This is a genomic window from Burkholderia catarinensis, from assembly GCF_001883705.2.
GTDB lineage: Bacteria > Pseudomonadota > Gammaproteobacteria > Burkholderiales > Burkholderiaceae > Burkholderia > Burkholderia catarinensis.
Genome location: NZ_MDEQ02000031.1, coordinates 24,101 through 46,902, shown reverse-complemented (window position 1 = coordinate 46,902; position 22,802 = coordinate 24,101). Strand labels below are relative to the sequence as shown.

Below are 22,802 nucleotides of genomic sequence, written 5' to 3'. Positions count from 1 at the left end.
TGAGATTCAGTTCTGACAAAGCACGATCTCCCTCGTCGCGTACAGGATTTCGGAATCGACGCCCTTGGCCTTGCAGTGCGCGACAAACTGGGTGGACTGGATATGGCTGGGCGAGTTTTCGTCGAAGGTGTTGTCGAGGAGGTGGTTCAGCCATGGCTCCTGACCCATCGCATAGACATACGCCGCGTTGAACGCGAAGTCGTCCACCAGCGCGGCGGCCTCGCCGAACTGGCAGCCGCGCGCCCGGCGCGACTGATCGATGTCGCGCGGCAGCGCCTTGGGAAACAGCGGGCCATAGACCCATGACGGCGGCGCGCCCTCGGTTTCCATCCCGACGAACAGGGTGTCCGGCTTGCCGGCGAGGCGGAAGACATGCTCGTAAAGGGTGGGGTCCAGGTTGCACGAATCGGCGATGCACAGCACCGAACGCGTGCCGAAGCGGATCATGAAGCTCTGCTTGCTCTGGATCGCCAGGTCGTTGTGTTCGCCCAGGAACGGAATCGCGGTGATGGCGCCGTTGGTCACCTTGATTTCCTGAGCATCCCTGACTTCCAGCACGTCGTCGAAGCCGAGCTTGCGCAACGCCAGTTGCAGTGACGGATCCTGCGGAAAACCGTCCAGATTCCTGCCGACCACCACGGTCTTGATCTTGTGGCGAAGCTGCAGCAGCGTTTCGAGGACGATGTGATCGTGATGGCTGTGCGTGATCAGCACGTAGTCGATCTGGTCCGGCAAGTCGGCGAAGGTATAGCGCGGCAGCGCGGTGTCGTAGCCGTAGCTGATCACCGGATCGATCAGGATGCTCACGCCGCGGCTCTGGACCAGCAGGCACGCGTGACCGTAGTAACGGATGCGGATGTCGTCGCCATCGAACGATCGATCCGGCTTCGGCGCCGGCGCCTCTTCGACGAAGAAGGAGCGGAACAGCGGCTCGTCCTTCTCCTCCACGCGCATCAGGTCAACGATTTTCGCGTAGCTGCCGGGCGTGTCGCGCATGCGGAACAGCGCGTCGAGCGCGCGATCGTCGAAGGCCATGTTGCAGAACAGCGTGCGCTCGTCGCTGAGCCGGGGCGTGCTGAGAATGAACGGCCGGGGCGTGTGCTCCTCGATCGCCGACAGCGCGATGCTCTGCGCATCGCGCGCATAGAGCGGGCTCGCGTACAGCAAGCTCTCGAAGATCCGGAAGGACGGGTTGTGGTTCAGGTCGTAGTAGATCTCGACATAGCCTTTCAACACCTCCGGAATCTCGGGGTAGAGCGGATCCGAAGCCATCCCCCTGGCCTGTTCCAGCAGCAGCGTGGAGAACGCCTTGTAGGCCTTCGCCAGTTCCAGTTGTTGAGTCGCGCGCCGGGTGGTCTGCTCGATCAGCGCGCGGATTTCGTCGACGCGCTTGCCGTCCAGGTTGAGGAACGGGCCGCCGCGCATCGCCGGATCCTTGCACGCCGCCGCATGCATCATCGGCGATGCGGCATAGGACTTCATCAGCGGCAGGAACCGCTCGGCCACGTTGAGTGCGGCGGTCAACGGCGGAAGCGTGTGAAACCACGCGTACCAGCCGTTGATCAGCGGTTCGAACTGGATGTTTTGTCGCAGGTAGACCTGCGTGCTGGACGAAATAGTCAACGAAGGCTCCTTAGAATGCACTGAGTTCGACGGTGGGCTGGCGGGCTTCGGCGTGCAGCGCGCGTTGTCCCAATGTCAGGTTCCGGATGCGAACGCCCGGGTTGGCAAGTACTTCGCCGATGACGGACGTCAGCTCGCTGGCGAGGCCTTGCACCAGGGCCTCGCTGAACCGCCCCGCGTGATAGACGACGCTGATCGCGAGGCCCTCGGCGCGCGGTTCGGCCAGGAACCAGAAGTCCGTCGCGGCTTCCGTGTCCGCGCCCTGCAGGTCGGGTTCCGGCAGCTCGGCGATGCGCACTTGTCCCGCGTAGCGATCGCTGGCGCCCGGTCGCTGGTTCTGCAGCGTCAGGCCGACGTCGAAGAGCGGATTGCGTCCCGCAACGCGTTTGATGCGCAGTTCGTCGAGCAAGCGATCCAGCGGATACAGCGGGTGGGAGAACGCTTCGAGCGTGGTGTCCCGCACCCGGGTCAGCAGCGTATCGAAACGATCGTCGCCGGCGACGCGATCGCGCAGCGCCAGCACGTTCAGATAGGGGCCGACCTGCGGCTCGAGTTCGGGAAGCTCGCGGCCCGCGACCGGCGTGCCGACGACGATGTCCTCCTGGCCGGAACGGCGGTAGAACAGCGCCTTGATCGCGGACAGCAGCGCGATGAACAAGGTCGCGCCGTGGCGCTTGCCGAGCGATTCCAGCGCCGTCGTCTCAGCGGCGGGCAGTTCGAACCGCCAGGTTTTCCAGCTCGGCGCGGCCGGCTGCTCGATGTCGCCCGGCAGTTCCAGCGCGCGCAGGCCGCCGCCCAGCTTGGTCAGCCAGTATTCCTTCATGCGTTCGCCGTCCGGCCCGGCGAGCAGGCGGTTCAGCCAGCCGGCGTAATCCTTGTACTGGATCGAGAGTGCGGGCAACGGAGGGTCGCGACGCTGGACCAACGCGTCATAGATCTTCGACAGGTCGTCGAGCAGCACCTCCGTGGACCAGCCGTCGCTCACGATGTGATGCATCGTGCAGATGCAGACGTGACGGACTTCCGAGAGCCTGAGCAGCTTGACGCGGAACAGCGGGCCGGTGGCGAGATCCATCGGCTCGAGCCGTTCGCTGGCGGTGATCGACACGGCCTGGGCATCCCGGTCCTCGGCATCCTGCAGATCCACGACCTCGACCGGGAAGGCGGCTTCGCCCGGGGGCAGCACTTGCTGGACCGGCTGAGTGCCGGACAGCACGAAACGCGTGCGCAAGATCTCGTGACGTTCGCTCAACACGCGGAACGCCCGCACGAGCGCCTCCACGTCCAGCACCCCCTCGAACAGCAGGGACGTGGGCAGCGGCCCGCCGGCTTGCCCCGCATTGAGGCGATCCTGGACCCACAGCCGCGTCTGGGCGGGAGAGAGTTCGTAATGCGCTTGCGCCGGCAGCGGCGTCACCGGCGCGTAATCGATCGGCTGCGTATCGGCGATGCGTTTCGCGAGGCTCGAAATGGTGGGATGCGAGAACAGGCTGCGGATTTCCAGCTTCACATGCAGATCGCGACGGATGCGCGCGGCGACCTTCGTCGCGGAAAGCGAATTGCCGCCCAGCTCGAAGAAATTGGCGGTCGTGCTGATCCGGGCCTGGCCGAGCACTTCCTGCCAGATGGCCGTCAACTGCGCTTCGAGCGCGTTGGCGGGCGCAACGTGGGCCAGGCCGTCGCCGGGTTCGGGCAGTCCGGCGCGATCGAGCTTGCCGTTGGGCAGTTGCTCGAACGCGGTCACGACGACGAATGCGGACGGCACCATGTAATCCGGCAGCCGCTGCCGCAGGTGCGCGCGTACCGCTTCGATCAGTTCGGCCTCGGGTTGCGACGAGCGCAGCCATGCGACGAGTCGCGCGCCGTCGTCCGCGCCGCGCAGTGCGACGACGGCTGCCTCGACCAGCGGGTGCGATGCCAGCGCCGCCTCGATTTCACCGGGTTCGATGCGCAGGCCGCGCAGCTTGATCTGGTGGTCGATGCGACCGAGGAACTCGATGTTGCCGTCGAGCCGGTAGCGTGCGAGATCGCCGGTGCGGTAGAGGCGCGCATGCGGATCGGCGGAGAACGGATCGACGATGAACTTCTCGGCGCTCAGTTCGGGTTCGCCATGGTAGCCGCGCCCGACCGGCGTGCCGCCGATCAGCAGTTCGCCCGCCACACCGGCCGGCACGGGCTGCAACTGCGCGGCCACGATGTAGAGGCGGGTGTTGGCGATGGGCCGGCCGATCGGCACGATGCGGTGCGGGTCGTCGCGCCGGCATTCCCATGCGGTCACGTCGACGGCGGCCTCGGTGGGGCCGTAGAGGTTGAACAGCCTGACGTCCAGGCTCGCGAGGCAACGCTGCTGCAGGTCGTATGGCAGGGCCTCGCCGCTGCACACGACGCGGCGCAGCGACGTGCAGTGCGCGTCGAGGTCCGGATGGTCGAGAAAGGCGCGCAGCATGGAGGGCACGAAGTGGACCGTGGTGATCCGTTCGCGCTCGATGAGTTCGACCAGGTAGTCGGTCTCGCGCTGGCCGCCGGGCCGGGCGAACACGAGGCGCGCACCGGTGACGAGCGGCCAGAAGAATTCCCAGACCGACACGTCGAAGCTGAACGGGGTTTTCTGCAGGACGGCATCGTCCGCGCCGAGCGTGTAGGCGTGTTGCATCCACAGGATGCGGTTGGTGATGGCGCGATGGGTGTTGAGCGCGCCTTTGGGCCGGCCGGTCGAACCGGAGGTGTAGATCATGTAGGCGAGGTTGTCGCCGCTCAGCACAGGCGCGGGGTTGGACGCAGGCGCGGCATCGAGGTCGAGCGTGTCGCGATCGACGACGATCACGCGGGCGTCGGAGTCGGGCAGCGCGTCAAGCAGATGCTGCTGGGTGAGGAGCCAGCGCAACTGAGCGTTGTCGATCATGAAGCGCACGCGCTCGGCGGGGTACTCGGGGTCGACGGGGACATAAGCACCGCCGGCCTTGAGGATCGCGAGCAGCGCGACGATCATGTCGAGCGAACGCTCCATCGCGACGCCGACGAGGGAGTCGGGCGCGACACCGAGCTCGATGAGGCGATGGGCGAGACGATTGGCGTGCAGGTTGAGTTCGGCGTAGGTGAGCGCGACGTCGTCGTAGACGGCGGCGACGGCATCGGGCGTGCGCTCGACCTGTTGCTCGAACAACCGATGCAGCGGTTGCGCGGCGGCGTCGCCGAAATCCATCTCGGTCCGGTTCCACTCGACGGTCAGCAGGCTCCGCTCCGCGTCGCTCGTCAGCGGCAGCCGCGCAACGGCGGCCGACGCATCGTCCGCGAGGCGCGTCAGCAAGGTCCGGTAGATCCCGAGGAAACGTTGCACCGTGCTCTCGTCGAACAGGTCGGTGTTGTAGTCGCAATCGATCAGGAGTGCCTGCCCCGCGTCGAGGACATTGACGTTCAGATCGAACGCGGTATAGCGGATCAGCGGAGTGACCAGGCCGACCGTCAGGCCGGGCAGTTCGGGCAGCGCCGATACGGGTTCCAGATTGAAGACCGCCGATACCAGCGGGGCGGCGTTGAGATCGCGCTGCGCGCCGATTTCGCGGACCAGTTCGGCGAACGGGAAATCCTGGTGCTCGAGCGCGTCGAGCAGGTTCTGGCGGGTGCCGGCCAGGAAGCTGGCCACGGTGGCCTGCTCCGGCAGCGTGGAGCGCAACGGCAGCAGATGCGTGCAGTAGCCGGCGAGGCGATCGCTGCCGGCCACGGAACGGCCGGTCACCGGGATGCCGGTGACGATCTCCTGCTGGCCGGCGATGCGGTGCAGGAACAGATTGAAGCCCGCGAGCAGCATCATGTAGAGCGTGCAGCCGTTCTGACGGGCGGCAGTGCGCAGCGACGTGGCCTCGGCCGCGTCCAGATGCAGGGACACGCGCTCGCCGTGAAACGTCTTCACAGCGGGCCGCGGGTAGTCCAACGGAAGGTTCAGCGGTTCGGCCCGGTGCGCGCATTGCGCCAGCCAGTACGCGCGATTCGCCTTCGTTTCCGGGCTGTGGCGCTGGCCGTCGAGCTGCTTCAGGTACTCGCGGAACTGCAGCGGCGCCGCGGCCGGCGCGGCACCCGCATAAGCGCGGGCCAGATCCTCGAGCAGGATGCCGAACGTCGATCCGTCACAGACGATGTGATGGGCCGTCATCACCAGCAGGTGACGCGTGCTGTCCAGGCGCACGAGCGCGGCGCGAAAGAGCGGACCGTTCACCAGGTCGAACGGCTGGCGGCTTTCGTGGTCCCGCCACGCGTCCTGGTCCGTGTCGATCAGCGGAATCTGAAGCTTCAGCGACGGATGCACGATCTGGCCTGACCCGTCCGGCGTCAGCGTGGTGCGCAGCGCTTCGTGCCGATCGACGAGACCCTGCACGGCCGCGCGCATGGCGGCCTCGTCGAGCCGGCCATTCAGCTCGAGGGTGGTGTTGACGTTGTAGGCCAGCGATCCTTCGGGATCGACTTCCGACAGGATCCACAGCTGGCGTTGCGCTTCGCTCAGCGCGGCCACCGTGCCGTGCTTCGAGTGAGGCCGGATGAAACCGCCCCGGCGCAGGTCGGCGACGCTGTCCTTCACCGCCCGGATGAACCGGTCGATATCGGCATCCGTATGCGCGGTGGAGAGGAAACAGGTGCGCCATTCCCAGATGTAGATGCCCTTTTCGAGCATGTGATAGAAGAACAGGTCGAGGTTCTCGGTGAATTCGAAGCGGAACATCGAGCCGAACCACGTGACCTTGATCGGCGCCTCGGCCTCGGCGAAAAACGCATTCAACGTTTCGGCGATTTGCGCGGTCCGTTCGTTGAGCGCGGCCTGCAGCGCCGGCCCCTCCTGTTCGACCTTCTCGAGCACGGCCAGCGCGGCCGCCATCGCGAGCGGGTACTGGCAGAAGGTGCCGCCGAACGCCGTGCGGTCGGCGGCGGGGAACGAGTGGTCGCCGTAGGTCCACATGCCGCCGTCGATGGCGTCCATGAAGCGGCTGGAACCGGCGATGACGCCCAGCGGCAGGCCGCCGCCGATGATCTTGCCGTACGTCGCGAGATCGGCCTGGATCCCGAACATGGCCTGGGAGCCGCCCGGATGGACGCGGAAGCCCGTGATCATTTCGTCGAAGATCAGCGCAATGCCGGCCTCCTCGGTGATGCGGCGCAGCTCCTTGAGGAAGGCGACGGGCTGCAGGGACGGGTTACGGCTCTGCACCGGCTCCACCATCACGGCGGCGAGGGTCGACGCCATCCCGCGAATGGCCTCGAGCGCGGCGTCGCTGCCATAGTCGAGCAGGACCATGTTCTCGACCGAACCGAACGGCACGCCGGGGGCGATGGTTTCCGTCACGCCTTCCGCGTTCGCCGCGGCGAGCGTGCCGTCGGCATGGCCGTGATAGGAATGCGTGAACATCACGATCTTGTCGCGCCCGGTCACGGCACGCGCGAGCCGCATGGCGGTCATGACCGCCTCGGTGCCGGTGTTCGAGAAAGCCACGCGATCGAGACCGGTGACGCGCGCAAAGCGCGCGGCCACTTCACCGACGAGGCTGGAGCGCGCGCCCAGTTCGAGCGGACGTTGCCACTCGCGGGTGACCTGATGCTGGATGAAGTCCGGCGTGTGGCCAAACAGATGCACGCCGAAGCCCATCGTGAAATCGATGTACTCGTTGCCGTCGATATCCCACAGCCGCGAACCGGCCGCGCGATCGCCGACGATCGGATACAGCATCTCCTTGGTCGAAAACCGGAAGCCGACCGTGGCACGGCTGTCGGCCAGCACCGGGCGGGACGCCTGCACCGAGTCCTTCGATTTCCGGGTGCGCGTCGTGTAGCGCACGATCAGCGCTTCGAGATGCTCCTGCTGCACGGCGGACAAGCCGCGCGCCCGCTGTTCGACCGGGCTGCCCCAGGGCATCATCGGCTTGGACGGCCGATTGTCCGCCGCGGCCGCAGTGGCAGGCGCGGGCTTCGTTGCGGGCACGGCAGCCGGGGCCGCGATCGCGGCCTTTGGTGTGACACTCGCGACGCTGCCGACGCTCGCGACGGCTTGCGCGGCGATCGTCGGCCGAACGTCGGCGTGGCCGGTCAGCGACGTGCGCAGCAGTTCCATCTGCTGGCTCATGACGCGGGACAGCAGCTGATTCTGCTCCCGCAACACCCGCTCGACCGTGGAGCCGCCTTCGGCCGCAACCCATTCCGCCGGGGCGGCGGCGAGCGGCGCAAGCACCTCCGCGGACGGCGCGACCGCCGCCGTGGACAGCTCGGCCTCGACCGCGACCGTGGCCTCGGCCGTCGCGGCAACCGCCGGCAGATTGTCCGCGACATACTCGGCGAGCGCCTGCACCGTCGCCAGGTCTTCGAAGAAGCGGCGCATGGCCAGCTTCACGCCGTACTGTTTCTCGATGTGCCGGATGGCCTCGATCAGCACGATCGAGTCGGCGCCCATCTCCAGGAACGGCAGGTCGATGTTGATGGTGGCGGGATCGGCCTGGATCAATTCGCCGATCTTGCCGCGGAGCCATTCGAGAACCTCGCCGCTACGGTTGTGCGTCGGCGTTGCGGCGAGGGGTGATGCGCTTGTCTGAGTCATGGACATGTCCGCTTTCTGAAACCAGGTACGGCTGCGTTGGAAGGGATAGGACGGCAATGCGACGCGCGTGGGCGCGGGTGTTTCGGTTGGGGCCCAATCGACATCGACGCCGCGGGCATACAGGCTCGACAGCGTTTCGATCAGCGCTTGCTGCTCGACTTGCGGCCGCTGCAGGGCAAGGAACTGGATCCCGGCGTCCGGCGCACAGCACGCGCGGGCCAGGTTGACGAGCACCGGCTTGGGGCCGATTTCGACCAGCAGGTTGAACCCGGCTTCGGCGAGGCGCTCGACGCTGCTCGCGAACTGCACCGGCTCCCGGCAATGACGGCGCCAGTACTCGTCGGTGGGCGCCTCGTCCATCACGGCGCCCGTGAGATTCGAATAGAACGGGATCGCCGGGCGCGTGGCGCGCACCGCTTTCGCGACGGCCTGGAAGCTGTCCAGCATCGGCTCGACCAGCGGCGAGTGGAACGCGTGCGAGGTATTGAGCAGTACGGACCGGATGTCCAGCACAGCGAACGCGTCGACCAGCATCGCGATGCGCTCGCGCTTGCCGGAGATCACGATGCTGGCCGGACCGTTGACGGCCGCCACCGCGACATCGTGCGGATAGGCTTCGATCGCGCGCTCGACCGTGGCGAGATCGGTGAAAATCGCCGCCATCTCGCCGTCGCGGGGCAACGCCTGCATCAGCCGGCCGCGTTCGGCGATCAGCCGCAGGCCGTCTTCCGGCGAGAAGACGCCGGCCGCGCAAGCCGCTGCGTATTCGCCGACGCTGTGTCCCATCACCGCGTCGGGCACCACGCCGAACGACGCCAGCAACGTGGTGAGCGCGAACTGCAGCGAGAACAGGGCCGGCTGGCTGTAGCCGGTCTGGTGGATATCGTCGTTCTGGGCCGACAGCACCTCGAGCAACGGTTTGTCGAGCAGCGGATCGGCCACCGCGCGGCAGCGGTCGATGGCGTCGCGGAACACCGGATAGGCGTCGTACAGGCGGCGGCCCATGCCGGCGTATTGCGGGCCCTGGCCGGTGAACAGGAACGCCATCTTCACCCGGGGGGCGGGCTGCGCCGCGCCGGCCGGTTCTTTCGCGTGGAACGCGCGCAGCTTTTCGATGGCGTCCTCGAGCGACGTCACCGGCAGCGCCAGCCGATGCGCGAAATGCGAGCGGCCGGTCGACGCCGAGAAGGCCACGGCCGCGATATCGAGACCGGGTTCGGTTTCGAGCCGCCGTTGATAGCGCCCGGCCAGTTCGCGCAACGCTGCCGGCGTCTTGGCCGACAGGACCAGCGGATGTACCTTGTGTTTCGACGGCGTCGCCTGCGGCGCCGGCGCGGGCGCTTCTTCCAGCACCAGGTGCGCATTGGTGCCGCTCGCGCCGAACGCGCTGACGCCGGCGCGCCGTGGCCGCTCGCCGCGCGGCCACGCGCTCGCCTCGGCGCAGATCTCGATCGGCAGCGCGTCCCACTGCACCAGCGGGCTCGGCTGGCGGAGATGCAGGTGGGCGGGGAGGCGGTCGTGGTTCAGCGACAGCACGACCTTGATGACCCCCGCGATGCCGGCGGCGGATTCCGTGTGGCCGATGTTGGTTTTCACCGAGCCGATGCGCAGCCGCCGGCCCCCGTCGCGCTCGGCGCCGAACACCGTCGCCAGCGCCTGCACCTCGACGGGATCGCCCAGCGGGGTGCCGGTCCCGTGCGCTTCCACGTAGTCGATGGACGCGGCGGGAAGCTTGCCCAGTGCCTGGCGGATCACGGCTTCCTGCGCGCGGCCGTTCGGCGCGGTAAAGCCGCTCGACGCACCGTCGTGGTTGACGGCCGAACCGCGGAGCACAGCCAGCACGCGATCGCCCGCGGCGAGCGCATCGGACAGGCGCTTGAGCACCAGCGCGCCGCAGCCTTCGCTGCGCACGAAGCCGTCCGCCGCCGCGTCGAAGGTCTTGCATCGACCGTCCGGCGCCAGCGCCCGCGTGCGCGAGACGGCGATGGAGTTGTCCGGCGACAGGATCAGATTGACGCCGCCCGCAATCGCGAGATCGCACTCGCCGCTGCGCAGATTCTGGCTGGCGGTATGGATCGCGGTGAGCGACGACGAGCAGGCGGTGTCGATCGCCATGCTCGGCCCCTGCACACCGAGTCCATAGGAGATGCGGCCGGCCGCCGTGTTGAGCGGATTGCCGGTGAAGAAATAGCCGTCGATGCCGCTGCCGCCGCCGTTGCGAAGCTGCAGATTCGCGTAATCGTTGGTGGTGATGCCGACGAAGACGCCGGTCCGGCTGCCCTTGAGACTGTCGACGGGAATGCCGGCATGCTCCAGCGCTTCGTGACTGACTTCGAGCAACAGGCGCTGCTGCGGGTCCATCGCGGCCGCTTCGCGCGGCGTGATCCGGAAAAATGCCGGATCGAACTGATCGACGTCGTCGAGAAAACCGCCGAAGCGGCAATACATACGGCCCGGCGCTTCCGGATCGGGATCGTAGTACGCGTCGACATCCCAGCGCTCGCGCGGCACTTTGGAAATCGCATCCACGCCGTCGTTCAGCAGCCGCCAATAGGCGTCGAGATCGTGCGCGGCGCCCGGAAACCGGCAGCTCATGCCGACGATCGCGATCGGCTCCGGCGTGCCGGCCTCGCGCGGCGCCACGGCGGGTGCGACCGGCCGCGACGGCACGGCCTCCGTCGGCGCCGCGCTCGCGTCCGGCGCCGGCGCGGACGACTGCTCCGCCAGGAAATCCGCGAGCGCGTTGACCGTCGGATGATCGAACAACAGCGCGACCGACAACGGGATGCCCAGCGCTTTTTCGAGGTGCGTGCGCACATCCAGCGCCATCAGCGAATCCATGCCCATCTCGAAGAAGCCGAGGTCGCGGTCCAGCGTCGCCGCGTCGAAGCCGAGCACCTGGGCAACCGCGCGATCGATGCTGTCCGCCAGCAGGCGCTTTCGCTCGCGGGGGGATGCGTCGCTCAACGCCGGCATCGCCAGCGCGCTTGGCGGGCTTCCGGCCACCCGCACGCGGTCGAGGAATGGCTTGGGTCCGCGCGCCTCGTAGGAGCCTTGGAACAGCGCCAGGTCGATATCGACGACCGCGACCTGGGGCACGGCGGGGAGCTGATCCAGCATGTCGAGCGCGCGATCCGCCGCCAGCGAACGGATACCGACGCGCCGCAGCAGCGCTTCCGCCTCGGGGGACGTCATGCCGCCTTGCGCCCACGGCCCCCAGTTCACGCTCAGGGCCGGCAGGCCCAGGCTGCGGCGATGATGCGCGAGCGCGTCGAGGAATCGGTTCGCGGCACTGTAGTGTGCCTGGTCACGCGAACCCCACGCGGACGCGATCGACGAAAACAGGATGAAGAAATCGAGCGGAAACGGTTCGCTGTGCTGATGGAGCAGCCAGGCGCCCGCGACCTTCGGTTGCAGGACAGCTTCCAGTTCCTCGCGCTCAACCTGCATGAGCGGCTTGTAGCCGACGATGCCGGCCGCATGCACGATGCCCCGCAGCGGCACGCCGTCGCGGTGGAGCGCGGCGAAGAAATCGGCAACCGCCACCGGGTCGGTGATATCGAGACGCTCGCAACGCACGGACACGTTCCGCTCGCGCAGCTCGGCGATCGCCTGCTGGCTCTCCTCGCTCGCGGCCCCTTGTCGGCCGACCAGGATCAGCGTGCCTGCGCCGTGCGCTGCCAGCCACCGGGCGGTGTGCAGCCCGAGCGCACCGAACCCGCCGGTGATCAGGTAGGCCGCTTCCGGGTCGACCCGCAGCGCGGCCGTTTCAGCTGGCGCGAGCGGGCTCAGGCGCGCGACATGGCGCGCGTCGTGCCTCAACGCCACCTGTTCTTCGCGGCTCTCGCCGAGGATTTCCTGAAGCAGCGCCTGCGTCTCGTCCTCCGGCGCGGCCGGATCGAGATCGATCGCGGTGCCGAACCATTCCGGATGCTCGATCATCGCACCGCGTGCGAGGCCCGACAGCGCAGCCTGAGCGAGCCCCGATACGCGGGGCGATTCGCCGGCTTCCACCGCGTCGCGCGTGATCACCCAGATTCTGGGCCGGCTTGAAGGCGCCCACTCGCGCTCGCTGCCGACCAACGCGTGCACGAGATGCAGCAGGGCGGCGGACATGCGCGACGCGCCGACGGCTTCGTCCAGCGCCCATAGAAACACGATGCGCTGGCCAGGGGCGGCGGTCTCGTTCAGCACGCGGACGAAATGATCCGGCCGCTCGGGCACGACTTGCCAGCCCGCTTCCGCGCCGCCGCCATAGTCGGGGCCGGGGCGGACCAGCGAGCAGGATGCGCCATGCGCGCGCAGCAGGTCAGCGAACCGCTCGCCGACACCGCTTTCGTCCGCGAAGATCAGCCACGGGGACGTGTCGGCGGCAAGTCGGGCCGCCGGCAACGCGGCTTGCTGCTCCCACACCACGTGATAGAGCGGGTGTGCGTTCGGGGCGGCGGCTTCAGCGGGGGCGAAGGCGGTCCGAAGCAGTTCCGGAAATGCGTTCAGCACGTCCCCCGAGTACTTGCCGGACGCCTTGAGCTGCCGCAACGCTTCCTCGATGCTGCCGGCATCCATGCCGACGACGGGCGATGGGGTTTTCTCCAGACCGAAGCGCTGCCGCTCGAACGGGTAGTTCGGCAGGGTCGCGGCGGGCTGGGCGGGCATCGGGAACAACGCGTTCCAGTCGAACTGCGCGCCCTGCACATAGAGCGCCGCGAGTGCGCGCTCCAGTGCATCGCCGGCGCAGGGCGGCGGCAGCCAGCCGTCGGCGAGCCCCTCCGGCGTGGGCGGTGCGTCGGTTTGCGCGTTGGCCTGATTCGACAACTCGGCAAGCTGCAACCAGTACGGCGGATGCGTCACCTCGTCGGTCACCTCGGCGCCGAGACAGCCGGAAATCAGGCGGACCGAGGGCCGTGCGAGGGGCATGTCCTGAAGCGCGGCGCGCAAGGCCTCGGAATCGGAGCGAGCGGCTACAAGGCGCAGCGCGTCGGCAACGCTCATGACCCCCGCCACGCAGGCCGCGGCATATTCTCCGACGCCGTGGCCCGACACGACGGACGGGCGGATGCCCCATGCCTTCCACAGTTCCGCCCACGCGTACTGGATCGCAAAGCGGCCCGCGTCGGAATCGAGCGCCTCCAGCGGCACCGAGCACCGCGCGAAGGCGTCGCGGAAAAGCGGTTCCGACGCGTGGAGTTCGCGCGCGACGCCGGTGTCCGGTGCGCCGAACATGAAGCCCAGGCGCAACGCCTTGCCCGTGCGTGCCGATGCCGCCGACGGTTCCCTCGCGCCCGACACATAGGCCGCGCGAAACGGATAGTGGCTCCGTCCGGTGGCAGCGGCACGGCAGATGGCGGCCAGCTCCTGCGGCGTCGCGCCGGCGATCATGCGCTCGTAGCGTTGTGCGAGCGCCGTCAGCGCGGCTTCGGACCGGGCCGACAGCAGCAGCAGCGCGCGCTGCGCGGCGTGCGCCGGCGCGACGGGCGGTTCCTCGACGATCGCGTGGGCATTGGTGCCGCTGAATCCGAACGCGCTCACCCCGGCGATTCGCCTGCGATCCCCGCGCTGCCACGCGACCGGATCGGCCGCGACGCGAATGGGGATGTCATGCCACGGCGTATGCGGATTGGGTTGCGTGAAATGCAGATGCGCCGGAATCCTGTCGTGCTCGAACGACAGCAGCACCTTGATCAGGCCGGCGATGCCGGAGGCCGACTCCAGATGCCCGATATTGGTCTTGACCGAACCGATCACGAGCGGCTCGGTCGCCGCGCGCCCGGGGCCGTAGACGCCGGCCAGCGCTTCGACCTCGATCGGGTCGCCGAGGGACGTCCCCGTACCGTGGGCCTCGACATAGGAGATGTCGCCGGGCACGAGGCCGGCCTGATTCAGTGCGCGACGGATCACCCGTTCCTGCGAATCGCGGCTCGGCACGGTCAGCCCGCCGCCCGCACCGCCCTGGTCGACCGCCGTGCCGCGCACGATACCGAGCACGCGATCGCCGTCGGCGAGCGCGTCGGCGAGGCGCTTGAGCACCACCATGCCGCACCCTTCGCCGCGCACATAGCCGTCCGCCGCCGCGTCGAAGGTCTTGCAGCGTCCATCCGGCGACAGCATGCGCGCTTGCGAGAAACTGACCATCACCTCGGGCGAGAGCATCAGGTTGACGCCGCCCGCAAGCGCCATGTTGCTTTCGCGCGAGCGCAGGCTTTCGCAGGCCAGGTGCAGACAGACCAGCGACGACGAGCAGGCGGTATCGATCGCCATGCTCGGGCCGGTGAGGCCCAGCACGAACGACAAGCGGCCCGCGGCCATGTTCAGCGCGCTGCCCGTGCCGGCGTAGCTGCTCGACGGCGTCGACGCATTGGACACCTGGATCGCATGGTCGAAGCAGGTAATGCCGACATACACGCCCGTGGCGGACTGCCTGAAGCGCTCGGGCGCGAGATGGGCGTTTTCGAGCGCCTCCCAGGCCACTTCGAGCAGGAGCCTTTGCTGCGGATCGAGGTAAGTGGCTTCGCGCGGCGCGATCCCGAAGAACGCCGCGTCGAATTCATCCACGCGTTCGAGAAAGGCGCCGTGGCGGGTCGCCATCTTGCCGGGCGTGGACGGATCGGGGTCGTAATAGCGATCGATGTCCCAGCGTTCGCCCGGCACTTCGGCGACGGCGTCGCGCGCGTGATCGAGCAATTGCCAGAACGCGTCCGGCGTATCGCTGCGGCCGGGGAAGCGGCAAGCCATGCCGATGACGGCGATCGGCTCGTTGCGGTCCGAACGCAGCGCCGCGATTTCCGCGCGCCGCAGGCGCAGTTCGTCGAGCGCGGCTTTCAGTGCATGCGTGGCCTTGGCGTTCATTGGGCGCCGATCTCCTGGGCGATCAGTTCGGAAAGGTCGTCCTCGTCGAGGTCTTCGGATGCTTCATCGACGACAGGCGCGGGGAGCGACGGCGACAGTTCGTTGAGAACGTACTGGGCGAGCGTTTGCAGGTTCGGATAGGAAAAGAACAGCGTCGCGCGAAACGGCCTTCCGAACACCTTGTTGAGGCGGTCGGTCAGTTCGAGCGCGACCAGCGAATCCAGGCCGAGATCGAGCAGCGATTGCTCGGGCGCAATGGCGTCGGGGCCGGACAGACGAAGGGTCTCGGCCAGCATCTTCGCGAGCGTGTCGGTGATGAGCTCGACCCGCTCGCGCGGCGCGCACGCATGCAGCTGGCGCAGCAATGCCGTCTCTTGCTGCGCAGGCTGCGCGACCGGTTGCGCCAGCTCGGAAAACAGCGCCGACCCGGCGGCCGGCGCATCGACCCGGAACAGGGTCGGCCAGTCGATCCGGGCCACCCCGGACTGGGCGACGCCGGACGCCATCAGCCGTTCCAGTGCCGCGATGGCCAGTTCGGGCGACAGCGTGCCGACGCCGAGCGCGGCCAGCTGTTCGTGCGCGCGCCGTCCATAGTCGGTGGCGGCGTGGCCGATCTCCGCCCACGGCCCCCAATTGATGCTGAGCCCCGGTTTTCCCTGCGCGCGCCGATGCTGCGCGAGGGCGTCGAGGAAGCTGTTCGCCGCCGCGTAGTTGCCCTGGCCCGGCATGGTGATCAGCGCGGCCATCGACGAGAACAGCACGAAATGATCGAGCGGCAGATCGGCCGTGAGTTCGTGCAGATACCACGCGCCATCGGCCTTGCCGCTTCCGGCGCGATGGAAGAAATCGTCGTCCTGGCGCGTCAGCAGCGCATCGTCGAGCGCGCCGGCGAGGTGAAAGACCCCCTTGAGCGGCGGCATCGAATCCGCGATTTCACCGAGCGCTTGCGCGACGTCCTCGCGACGCGACAGGTCGGCGCGAACGAACCGCGCGTCGAGCGTGCGCAGGATTTTCTCGGCTGCGGGGGAGGGCGCGCCGCGCCCGAGCAGCACGACCTTGCCGGCGCCGTTGGCGGCGAGCCAGGACGCGAGCCGCAGGCCGAGCCCGCCGAGCCCGCCGGTCACCAGATAGGTCGCGTCATGGTGGAACCTGATCGGACGGTGGCTGACGAATTCGCGATTGTCGCGGGCGATACGCGCGACGTAGCGCTGTTCGCGGCGAAACGCGATCATGTCTTCACGGCCGCCGGCCTGTACCGCTTGCACGATGTGCGCCGCCGACGGCTGCGCGGGATCGAGGTCGATGAGCCCGCCCCACATCGCCGCATGCTCCACGGCGATCGCCCGGCCCAATCCCCACAGCGGGGCCTGCGCCACGGCGGTCGATTCACCGTCCAGCACATTCATCGCACCCGAGGTCACCAGCCACAGACGCGCCTGCCGGGCTGCCGGTGCGCGTGACGCCAGCGCCCTGACCAGTTGCAGCACGCTTGCGCTGGCACGCCGTCTCGCCGCGATGTCGGCGGGCGCGAGATCGAGACTCCACAGGTGAATGACGCCCTTCAGCGGCCGGTCGAGCGCGGGCAGTTCCGGCGTCGCGTCGGCGAAGCGCAGCGTGCACGTATCGCCCGCGCTTTCCAGCAGGTCGGCCAGTTGCGCGCCGACGCCGCCACGGTCCGCGAGAATCAGCCACTCGCCCTGCGCGGAAGCGCCGGTTGCCGCGTCGACGCTCGACGGTCTCCACACGCGCTGATAAAGCAGCGCGGACAAGTCGTGCCGCTCGACGGTTCGCCCGGAGCGCACATGCTGCAACCGCAGCGCATCGATCTCGATCAGCAGTCGCCCGGCGAGGTCATGGACGCGGATATCGCCCTCCAGCGCGCCTTGCCCGATCGGCTTGCGCAGCGTGGCGTGACTCCATGCATCCGTTGACGACGGCGGCTGATGAACCCGTACCGCACCGATCGAACTCGGCAGGTACAGGTCGCCCGCCTCCAGCGCGTCCGAATCGATGGCGGCGGCGAGCACGCGGCTGCACGCGTCGAGAAAAGCGGGGTGCACCTGGTATTGCGACGAGGCCAGTGCGTCGTCCGGCAGGCTGATTTTCCCCAGCGCCTCACCGGCCGTGCGCCAGATCTGCTGGATCGCGTTGAACACGCCGTCGATCTGCACGCCGTGCTGCCGGATTTCCCAATTGAAGTCCGCGCCCGAAGTCGTTTCGGTGCAGCGGGCCTGCACCGCGGCGGCATCGAATCTCGTCGGCGCGGCCAATCGCCTGGGAGCGCACATCTCCCGCAGTCGACGCAACTGCGGAAGATTGCCGAGGATCAGCTCGACCGGCGGACCGAAATCGAGCAGGCAGGCCACTTCATCCACGCCGATCGACTCGAGATCCCGCACCAGGTCGACGCAGGTTTCCGGCGTGCCGATGAGGCCGCGCGATTGCGCGAAGCGTTCATAGAGAAACTCGACGAACTCGTCCAGTTCGCGCGCGCCCATCGCGCGCACGTCCACCGACTGGCCGCGGCTCTGCGCCAGCCCGTTCAACAGCCCGATATTGCTGCGGATGTAGTTGCAGAACGGCGCGCGCGCCTGCTCGCGCACCCGCGCCGCATCGTCGCCGACGAACGTGTGCAGCATCACGGACACGGTGCCGGCCGCCGGATCGAAGCCATGCTTTGCGCGCGCCTCGCGATAGAGGGCGATCTTGTGCGCGAGCTGGTCCCGATCCTGGTCGAGCACGTGGGTCAGCAGGTTGGCGCCGACTTCGCCGGCGCGCACGAAGGTCTGCGGATTGCTCGCGGCCGTCACCCAGACGGGCAGCTCCGGCTGCACCGGCGTCGGATAGACGCGCAACTGCACCGGCTTGCCGACGCCGTTGCGCGCATCCAGCAGACCGCCGCGCCACAGATGCTGGACGGTGCGCATCGTGGTCAGCATGTCATCCTGCCGGGTCGCGTATTTGTCCGGGGCGAACACGAAGTCGTCCGGATTCCATCCGGAGGCGAACGACACGCCCACGCGGCCGTTCGACAGGTTGTCCACCATGGACCACTCTTCCGCGATCCGGATCGGGTTGTGCAGCGCTGCGACCACGCTGCCGGCGATGAGCTTCACGCGTTGGGTGGCGGCGGCGAGCGCGGCGTGCAGGACAGCGGGATTCGGGTACAGCGAGCCGAATTCGGTGAAATGGCGCTCCGGCACCCAGACGCTGGAAAACCCGTTCGCATCGGCGAAACGGGCGCTTTCCATCACGAGCTGGTACTTGTTGCCGGACAGCGCCTCTTCACTGCTGGCGAAGAACATCAGTCCGAATTTCATGCGTGGCTCCGATCCGATTCGTGAATTTCGGCACTCGCGCACATCTGCCATGTCGCGGCGGCGCTGGTGTCCTCGATCCGGTGATAGACGGCAAACGAAAACGGTCCCCAGGACTGACGGCTCAGCACGGTCTGCACGGTGTGCGATTCATGCGGATGCAGCGGCAACGGCGCATGCAGTGCGAGGTCCTTCAACGTGGTATGGCTGGCGGCGCCGATTTCCGAGGTTGCCGCCAGCGCCATTTCCACATAGGCGGAATAGGGCAGGACGGGCGATCCCTTGACGCGATGACCGCTGAGAAAGGTGGTGGCCGGCGCGTCAAGACGCGACTCCCAGATCCACGTGGCCGGCGCATGCGCGTTCGGCTCCATGAGGCGCCCGAGCAACGGATGCCGAGGCGCGCGTGGACTGATCCAGAAGCCGCGACGCTCGAACGGGTAGGTCGGCAGGGCAAGCCGGCGGCGCGGTGCGTCCTGCTCCACGGCATCCCAGTCGATGGACGCGCCGCGTACGTAGAGCTCGGCGAGCGTGCGCAGGATCGTGTCCCACGCGCCCGTGTGCGCGCCGATTTCGATCACAATGCCGTGGCTTCCCGCCGCAGTGCCGTCCGGCGCCTGCGGCACGTCCGCGAACGAGGCCGCGGCGCGATGCCCGTCGCCCGTGCTGCTGACGGCGCCCGGCGTGATGCCGAAGGACATCCACAGTTGCGCGAACGCGCGCTGGAATGCCGTGAACCCGGCTTCGTTGGAGGCGAGCCCGGGCGTCTCGGATACCTCGGATTGCCGCTGCATCAGCGCGCCGAAAGCGGGGCTGGCCGAACGCAATTGCCGAACCGCGTCGGCGCTGCCGCCGTCGTCGGCGCAAAAGTGGAATGTCACCGCGGGCGGCGTTTCGGCGGGCTCGCCGGCCGAAACGGCATCCAGTTGCGAACGCAACGTATCGAGACTCGATGCGACGATGGCCGCTCGCCGCGTGAAGTGGGTGCGCCCGGTATTGGCCGTGAACGCGACATCCCGCACACGGACCTCGGGATGGGCGTCGAGATACGCCGCGTAGGACGCCGCCAGCGCTTGCAACGCTTCGGGCGTACGCGCGGAGAGCGTCACGACGCGCGCCGCGGGCGCCGCCGGGTCGGCTTCGATCTCCTCGGGCCGCGGCGCTTCGGACAGGATCATGTGCGCGTTGGTGCCGCCGAAGCCGAACGAACTCACGCCGGCCATGCGCGGCCCGTGTTCCGAATGCCAGGGCGTGACCTGCTGCGGAATACGGAAGGGCGTGCCGTCGAGCGCGATTTGCGGATTGATCGACCGGAAATGGAGGTTCGGCGGAATGGCGCGATGGTGTAGCGCAAGGGCGGTCTTGATCAGGCTGGCGATACCCGCCGCCGACTCCAGATGGCCGATGTTGGTCTTGACCGAACCGATCCAGCAGTGAGCGTCCGGCCGACGGGATTCGTTCAGGACGGCCGCCAGCGCGTTCAACTCGATCGGGTCTCCGAGCGGCGTTCCCGTACCGTGCGCTTCGACGAAGCCGATGTCCTGCGCGCGTACGCCGGCATCGCACAGCGCGCTGTGAATCACGGCCTGCTGGGCCGGGCCATTGGGCGCGGTCAGGCCATTGCTGCGTCCGTCCTGATTCACCGCCGAGCCGCGGATCACGGCGAACACGGTGTCGCCATTCTCGAGCGCATCGTCGAGACGCTTGAGCAGCACCATGCCCACACCTTCGCCGCGCACATAGCCGTTGGCTGCCGCATCGAACGCCTTGCATCGGCCATCCGGCGAAAGCATGCCCGACTGCGTGAAGGAGGCGCTCAATTGCGGCGCCAGAATCAGATTGACCCCGCCGGCAAGCGCCGCATCGGACTCGCCGCGCTGCAGTGCGCGGCACGCGTGATGAACCGCGACGAGCGAGGACGAACACGCGGTATCGACCGCCCAGCTCGGGCCGCGCAGATCGAGCGTGTAGGAAATGCGGTTGGCGGCGACGCTGAGCGCATTGCCGGTCGCGACATAAGGGCCGACATCCGCGACTTCTTCCTGCGCCAGACGGATGTAGTCCGAATTGCTGATGCCCACGATGACCGCGGTGCGTCCGCCGGCGATACTCCGGGGCGCGATCCCCGCATGCTCGAGCGTCTCCCACGCAACCTCGAGAAGCAGGCGCTGTTGCGGATCCATCGATTCGGCTTCGCGGGCGCTGATGCCGAAGAACGCCGCATCGAACTGATCGACCTGTTCCAACAGTCCGGTGGGCGGAAGGTCGCCGGCGCGCTGCTTCGACGTGCCGACCGCATCCCGGCCCTCCAGCAACAGCTGCCAGAATGCGTCGGGATCACTGGCGCCGGGGAAACGGCATCCCATGCCGACGATCGCGATATCCGCGCGTGCTTCGGCTGAACCGGGCGCCTGGTCCGGCATGGCATTCCCGGTGCCGCTCAAATGGCGCGCCAGCAGGGAAATACTCGGAAAATCGTAGACGACGGTAGGGGAGACCGGCAGCCCGAGCCAGTCCTGCAACTCCCCCGAGAGCATGATGGCGTCCTTCGAATCGAGCCCATAGATGCTGAACGGCGCGTCGGGGTCGATATTGCCGGAATCGATTCCCGACAGACGCGACACACGCTCGACGCACCATTGCACCAGCGCTTGCGCGTCACGTGCCGCGGCCGTGGAGGGCGCGTATTCCGGGGCGAACGAACGCCGCCACTCGCCCGCGATCGCGAGCCCCTGTTCGTCGAGGAATGCTTGCCTGATTCGGCTCCGCTGGATTTTTCCGCTGGACGTGCGCAGGATCGTGGCCGGCTTCAACAGGATCGCCGCATACAGATCGACGTCATGCGCTTCGGCGAGCTTGCGCCGGATCTCCGCGGCGACGGCTTCCGCGTTCAGCGTGTTGAGCGCTTCCCGGCGCACTTCACATGCGATAACGACCCGCTCCACGTTATCGACGTTGATCGAGAACGCCGCCGACGCGTTGGGCGCCAGCACGGGGTGGCTTCCCTCGGCGGATTGCTCGAGATCCTGCGGGTAGTGATTGCGGCCGGCGACGATGATGAGGTCTTTCAAGCGGCCGGTAACGAAGAGGTTCTCGCCATCGACGAAGCCGAGATCGCCCGTGCGCAGGTAACGCGCGTCATCGCCATCCAGCTTCGCGCGAAAGGTGCGCTCCGTTTCCTCGACGCGGTTCCAGTAGCCGACGCCGACGCTCGGGCCCGTCAACCAGATTTCGCCGATCCGGTCCGGCGGGCAGCGCTCGCCGGTATCCGGATTCACGATCTGCAGGCGGTGCTCCGCCCAGGTCCGGCCGCATGAGACCAGCGCGTGGCGCTTGCCGCCGTCGCTTCTCGTCGCCACGCCTTGTGCCAGGCCGTCGGCGTCGTAGTCCGCCACGAGCGGCAGCGAGCGTGCCGGCTGACCGGAGATGAACAAGGTCGCCTCGGCCATGCCGTAGACCGGGCGCATGGTTTTCGCGTGGAAGCCGCACGCGGCGAATGCGCGCGAAAAACGCGCCACCGACTCCGCGCGCACCGGTTCCGCGCCGTTGAATGCCACCCGCCAGCTGCTCAGATCCAGCTGCGCGCGGGCTTCATCGGATATTTTGCGCGCGCACAGGTCATACGCGAAATCCGGCGCGGCGCAATGCGTGCCACGATACTTCGTGATTGCCTGCAGCCAGCGGATGGGTTTCTGCACGAACGCCGCGGGCGCCATCAGCACCGACAGCACACCGAGATAGATCGGCAGCAGCACCTTCCCGAAAAAACCCATGTCGTGAAACACCGGGAGCCAGCTGACGAACACCGTCGACGCATCGGCATCGCTCGCCTCGGCGATGACCGCCATGTTGCTCAGGATGTTCGCGTGGCTGATCATCACGCCTTTTGGCGTACCGGTGGAGCCTGACGTGTATTGCAGAAGCGCCAGCGTCTGCGGCGTGATGTCCGGTGCGCGCCATTGTTCGGCCGGTGCGTCGAAGCCCTGGTCCGTCGCCAGAATCTTCAGTTCCAGCGTGTCGGAATAGCCGTCCGCGCGATGCGCCATGCCGTCGAGCGTGGCTGCGTCGGTCAGCGCGACGACCGGCCTGGCGTCGGCGACGATGGCCTTGAGACGATCGGCGGGACGATGCCTGCGCGGAGGATAGGCGGGCACCCCGATCAGGCCGGCGTACAGGCATCCCACCCATGCGCAGATGAATTCCAGTCCGGGCGGATAGACCAGCAGGACGCGATCGCCCGGTTGCGCCATGCCGTGCAGCCTGGCGGCGATGCCGCGAGCCCGCTTGTCCAGGTCGCCGAACGTGAGTCGAGTCAGTTCCGATTCGCCGTTCTCGAGAAAAATGAATGCCGTCTTCTCCGGTTCGACCTTGCCGCGAAATACCAATATTTCTGTAACAGTCCTGAATTTTGTATCGGGAAGCATACTCAACCTTCGTTGTCT

Annotated in this window: 4 protein-coding genes; all 4 read right to left on the bottom strand. The window is 67.7% G+C overall.

Annotation, left to right across the window (positions count from 1 at the left end; translation table 11 throughout):
- Positions 1–6: 6 nt before the first annotated feature.
- The 4 genes from BFF94_RS32535 to BFF94_RS32520 are packed head-to-tail and all read right to left on the bottom strand — an operon-like array spanning position 7 to position 22,784.
- Positions 7–1,623: an MBL fold metallo-hydrolase gene (locus tag BFF94_RS32535; protein ID WP_128851277.1), complete on the bottom strand. Its 1,617-nt coding sequence runs from the start codon at positions 1,621–1,623 to the stop codon at positions 7–9.
- A 10-nt stretch (positions 1,624–1,633) separates the two neighbouring features.
- The gene (locus BFF94_RS32530; protein ID WP_219140258.1) at positions 1,634–15,043 is read right to left on the bottom strand and encodes a non-ribosomal peptide synthetase/type I polyketide synthase; all 13,410 of its coding nucleotides are present in this window, start codon (positions 15,041–15,043) and stop codon (positions 1,634–1,636) included.
- The gene (locus tag BFF94_RS32525; protein ID WP_128843590.1) at positions 15,040–18,363 is read right to left on the bottom strand and encodes a type I polyketide synthase; all 3,324 of its coding nucleotides are present in this window, start codon (positions 18,361–18,363) and stop codon (positions 15,040–15,042) included. The genes BFF94_RS32530 and BFF94_RS32525 overlap by 4 nt, the downstream gene beginning before the upstream one ends.
- Positions 18,360–22,784 carry a beta-ketoacyl synthase N-terminal-like domain-containing protein gene (locus BFF94_RS32520; protein ID WP_128843591.1) on the bottom strand — a complete coding sequence of 1,475 codons (4,425 nt, stop codon included), beginning with the start codon at positions 22,782–22,784 and terminating at the stop codon, positions 18,360–18,362. Before BFF94_RS32520 ends, BFF94_RS32525 begins: the two co-directional genes overlap by 4 nt.
- Between the last annotated feature and the right edge of the window lie 18 nt (positions 22,785–22,802).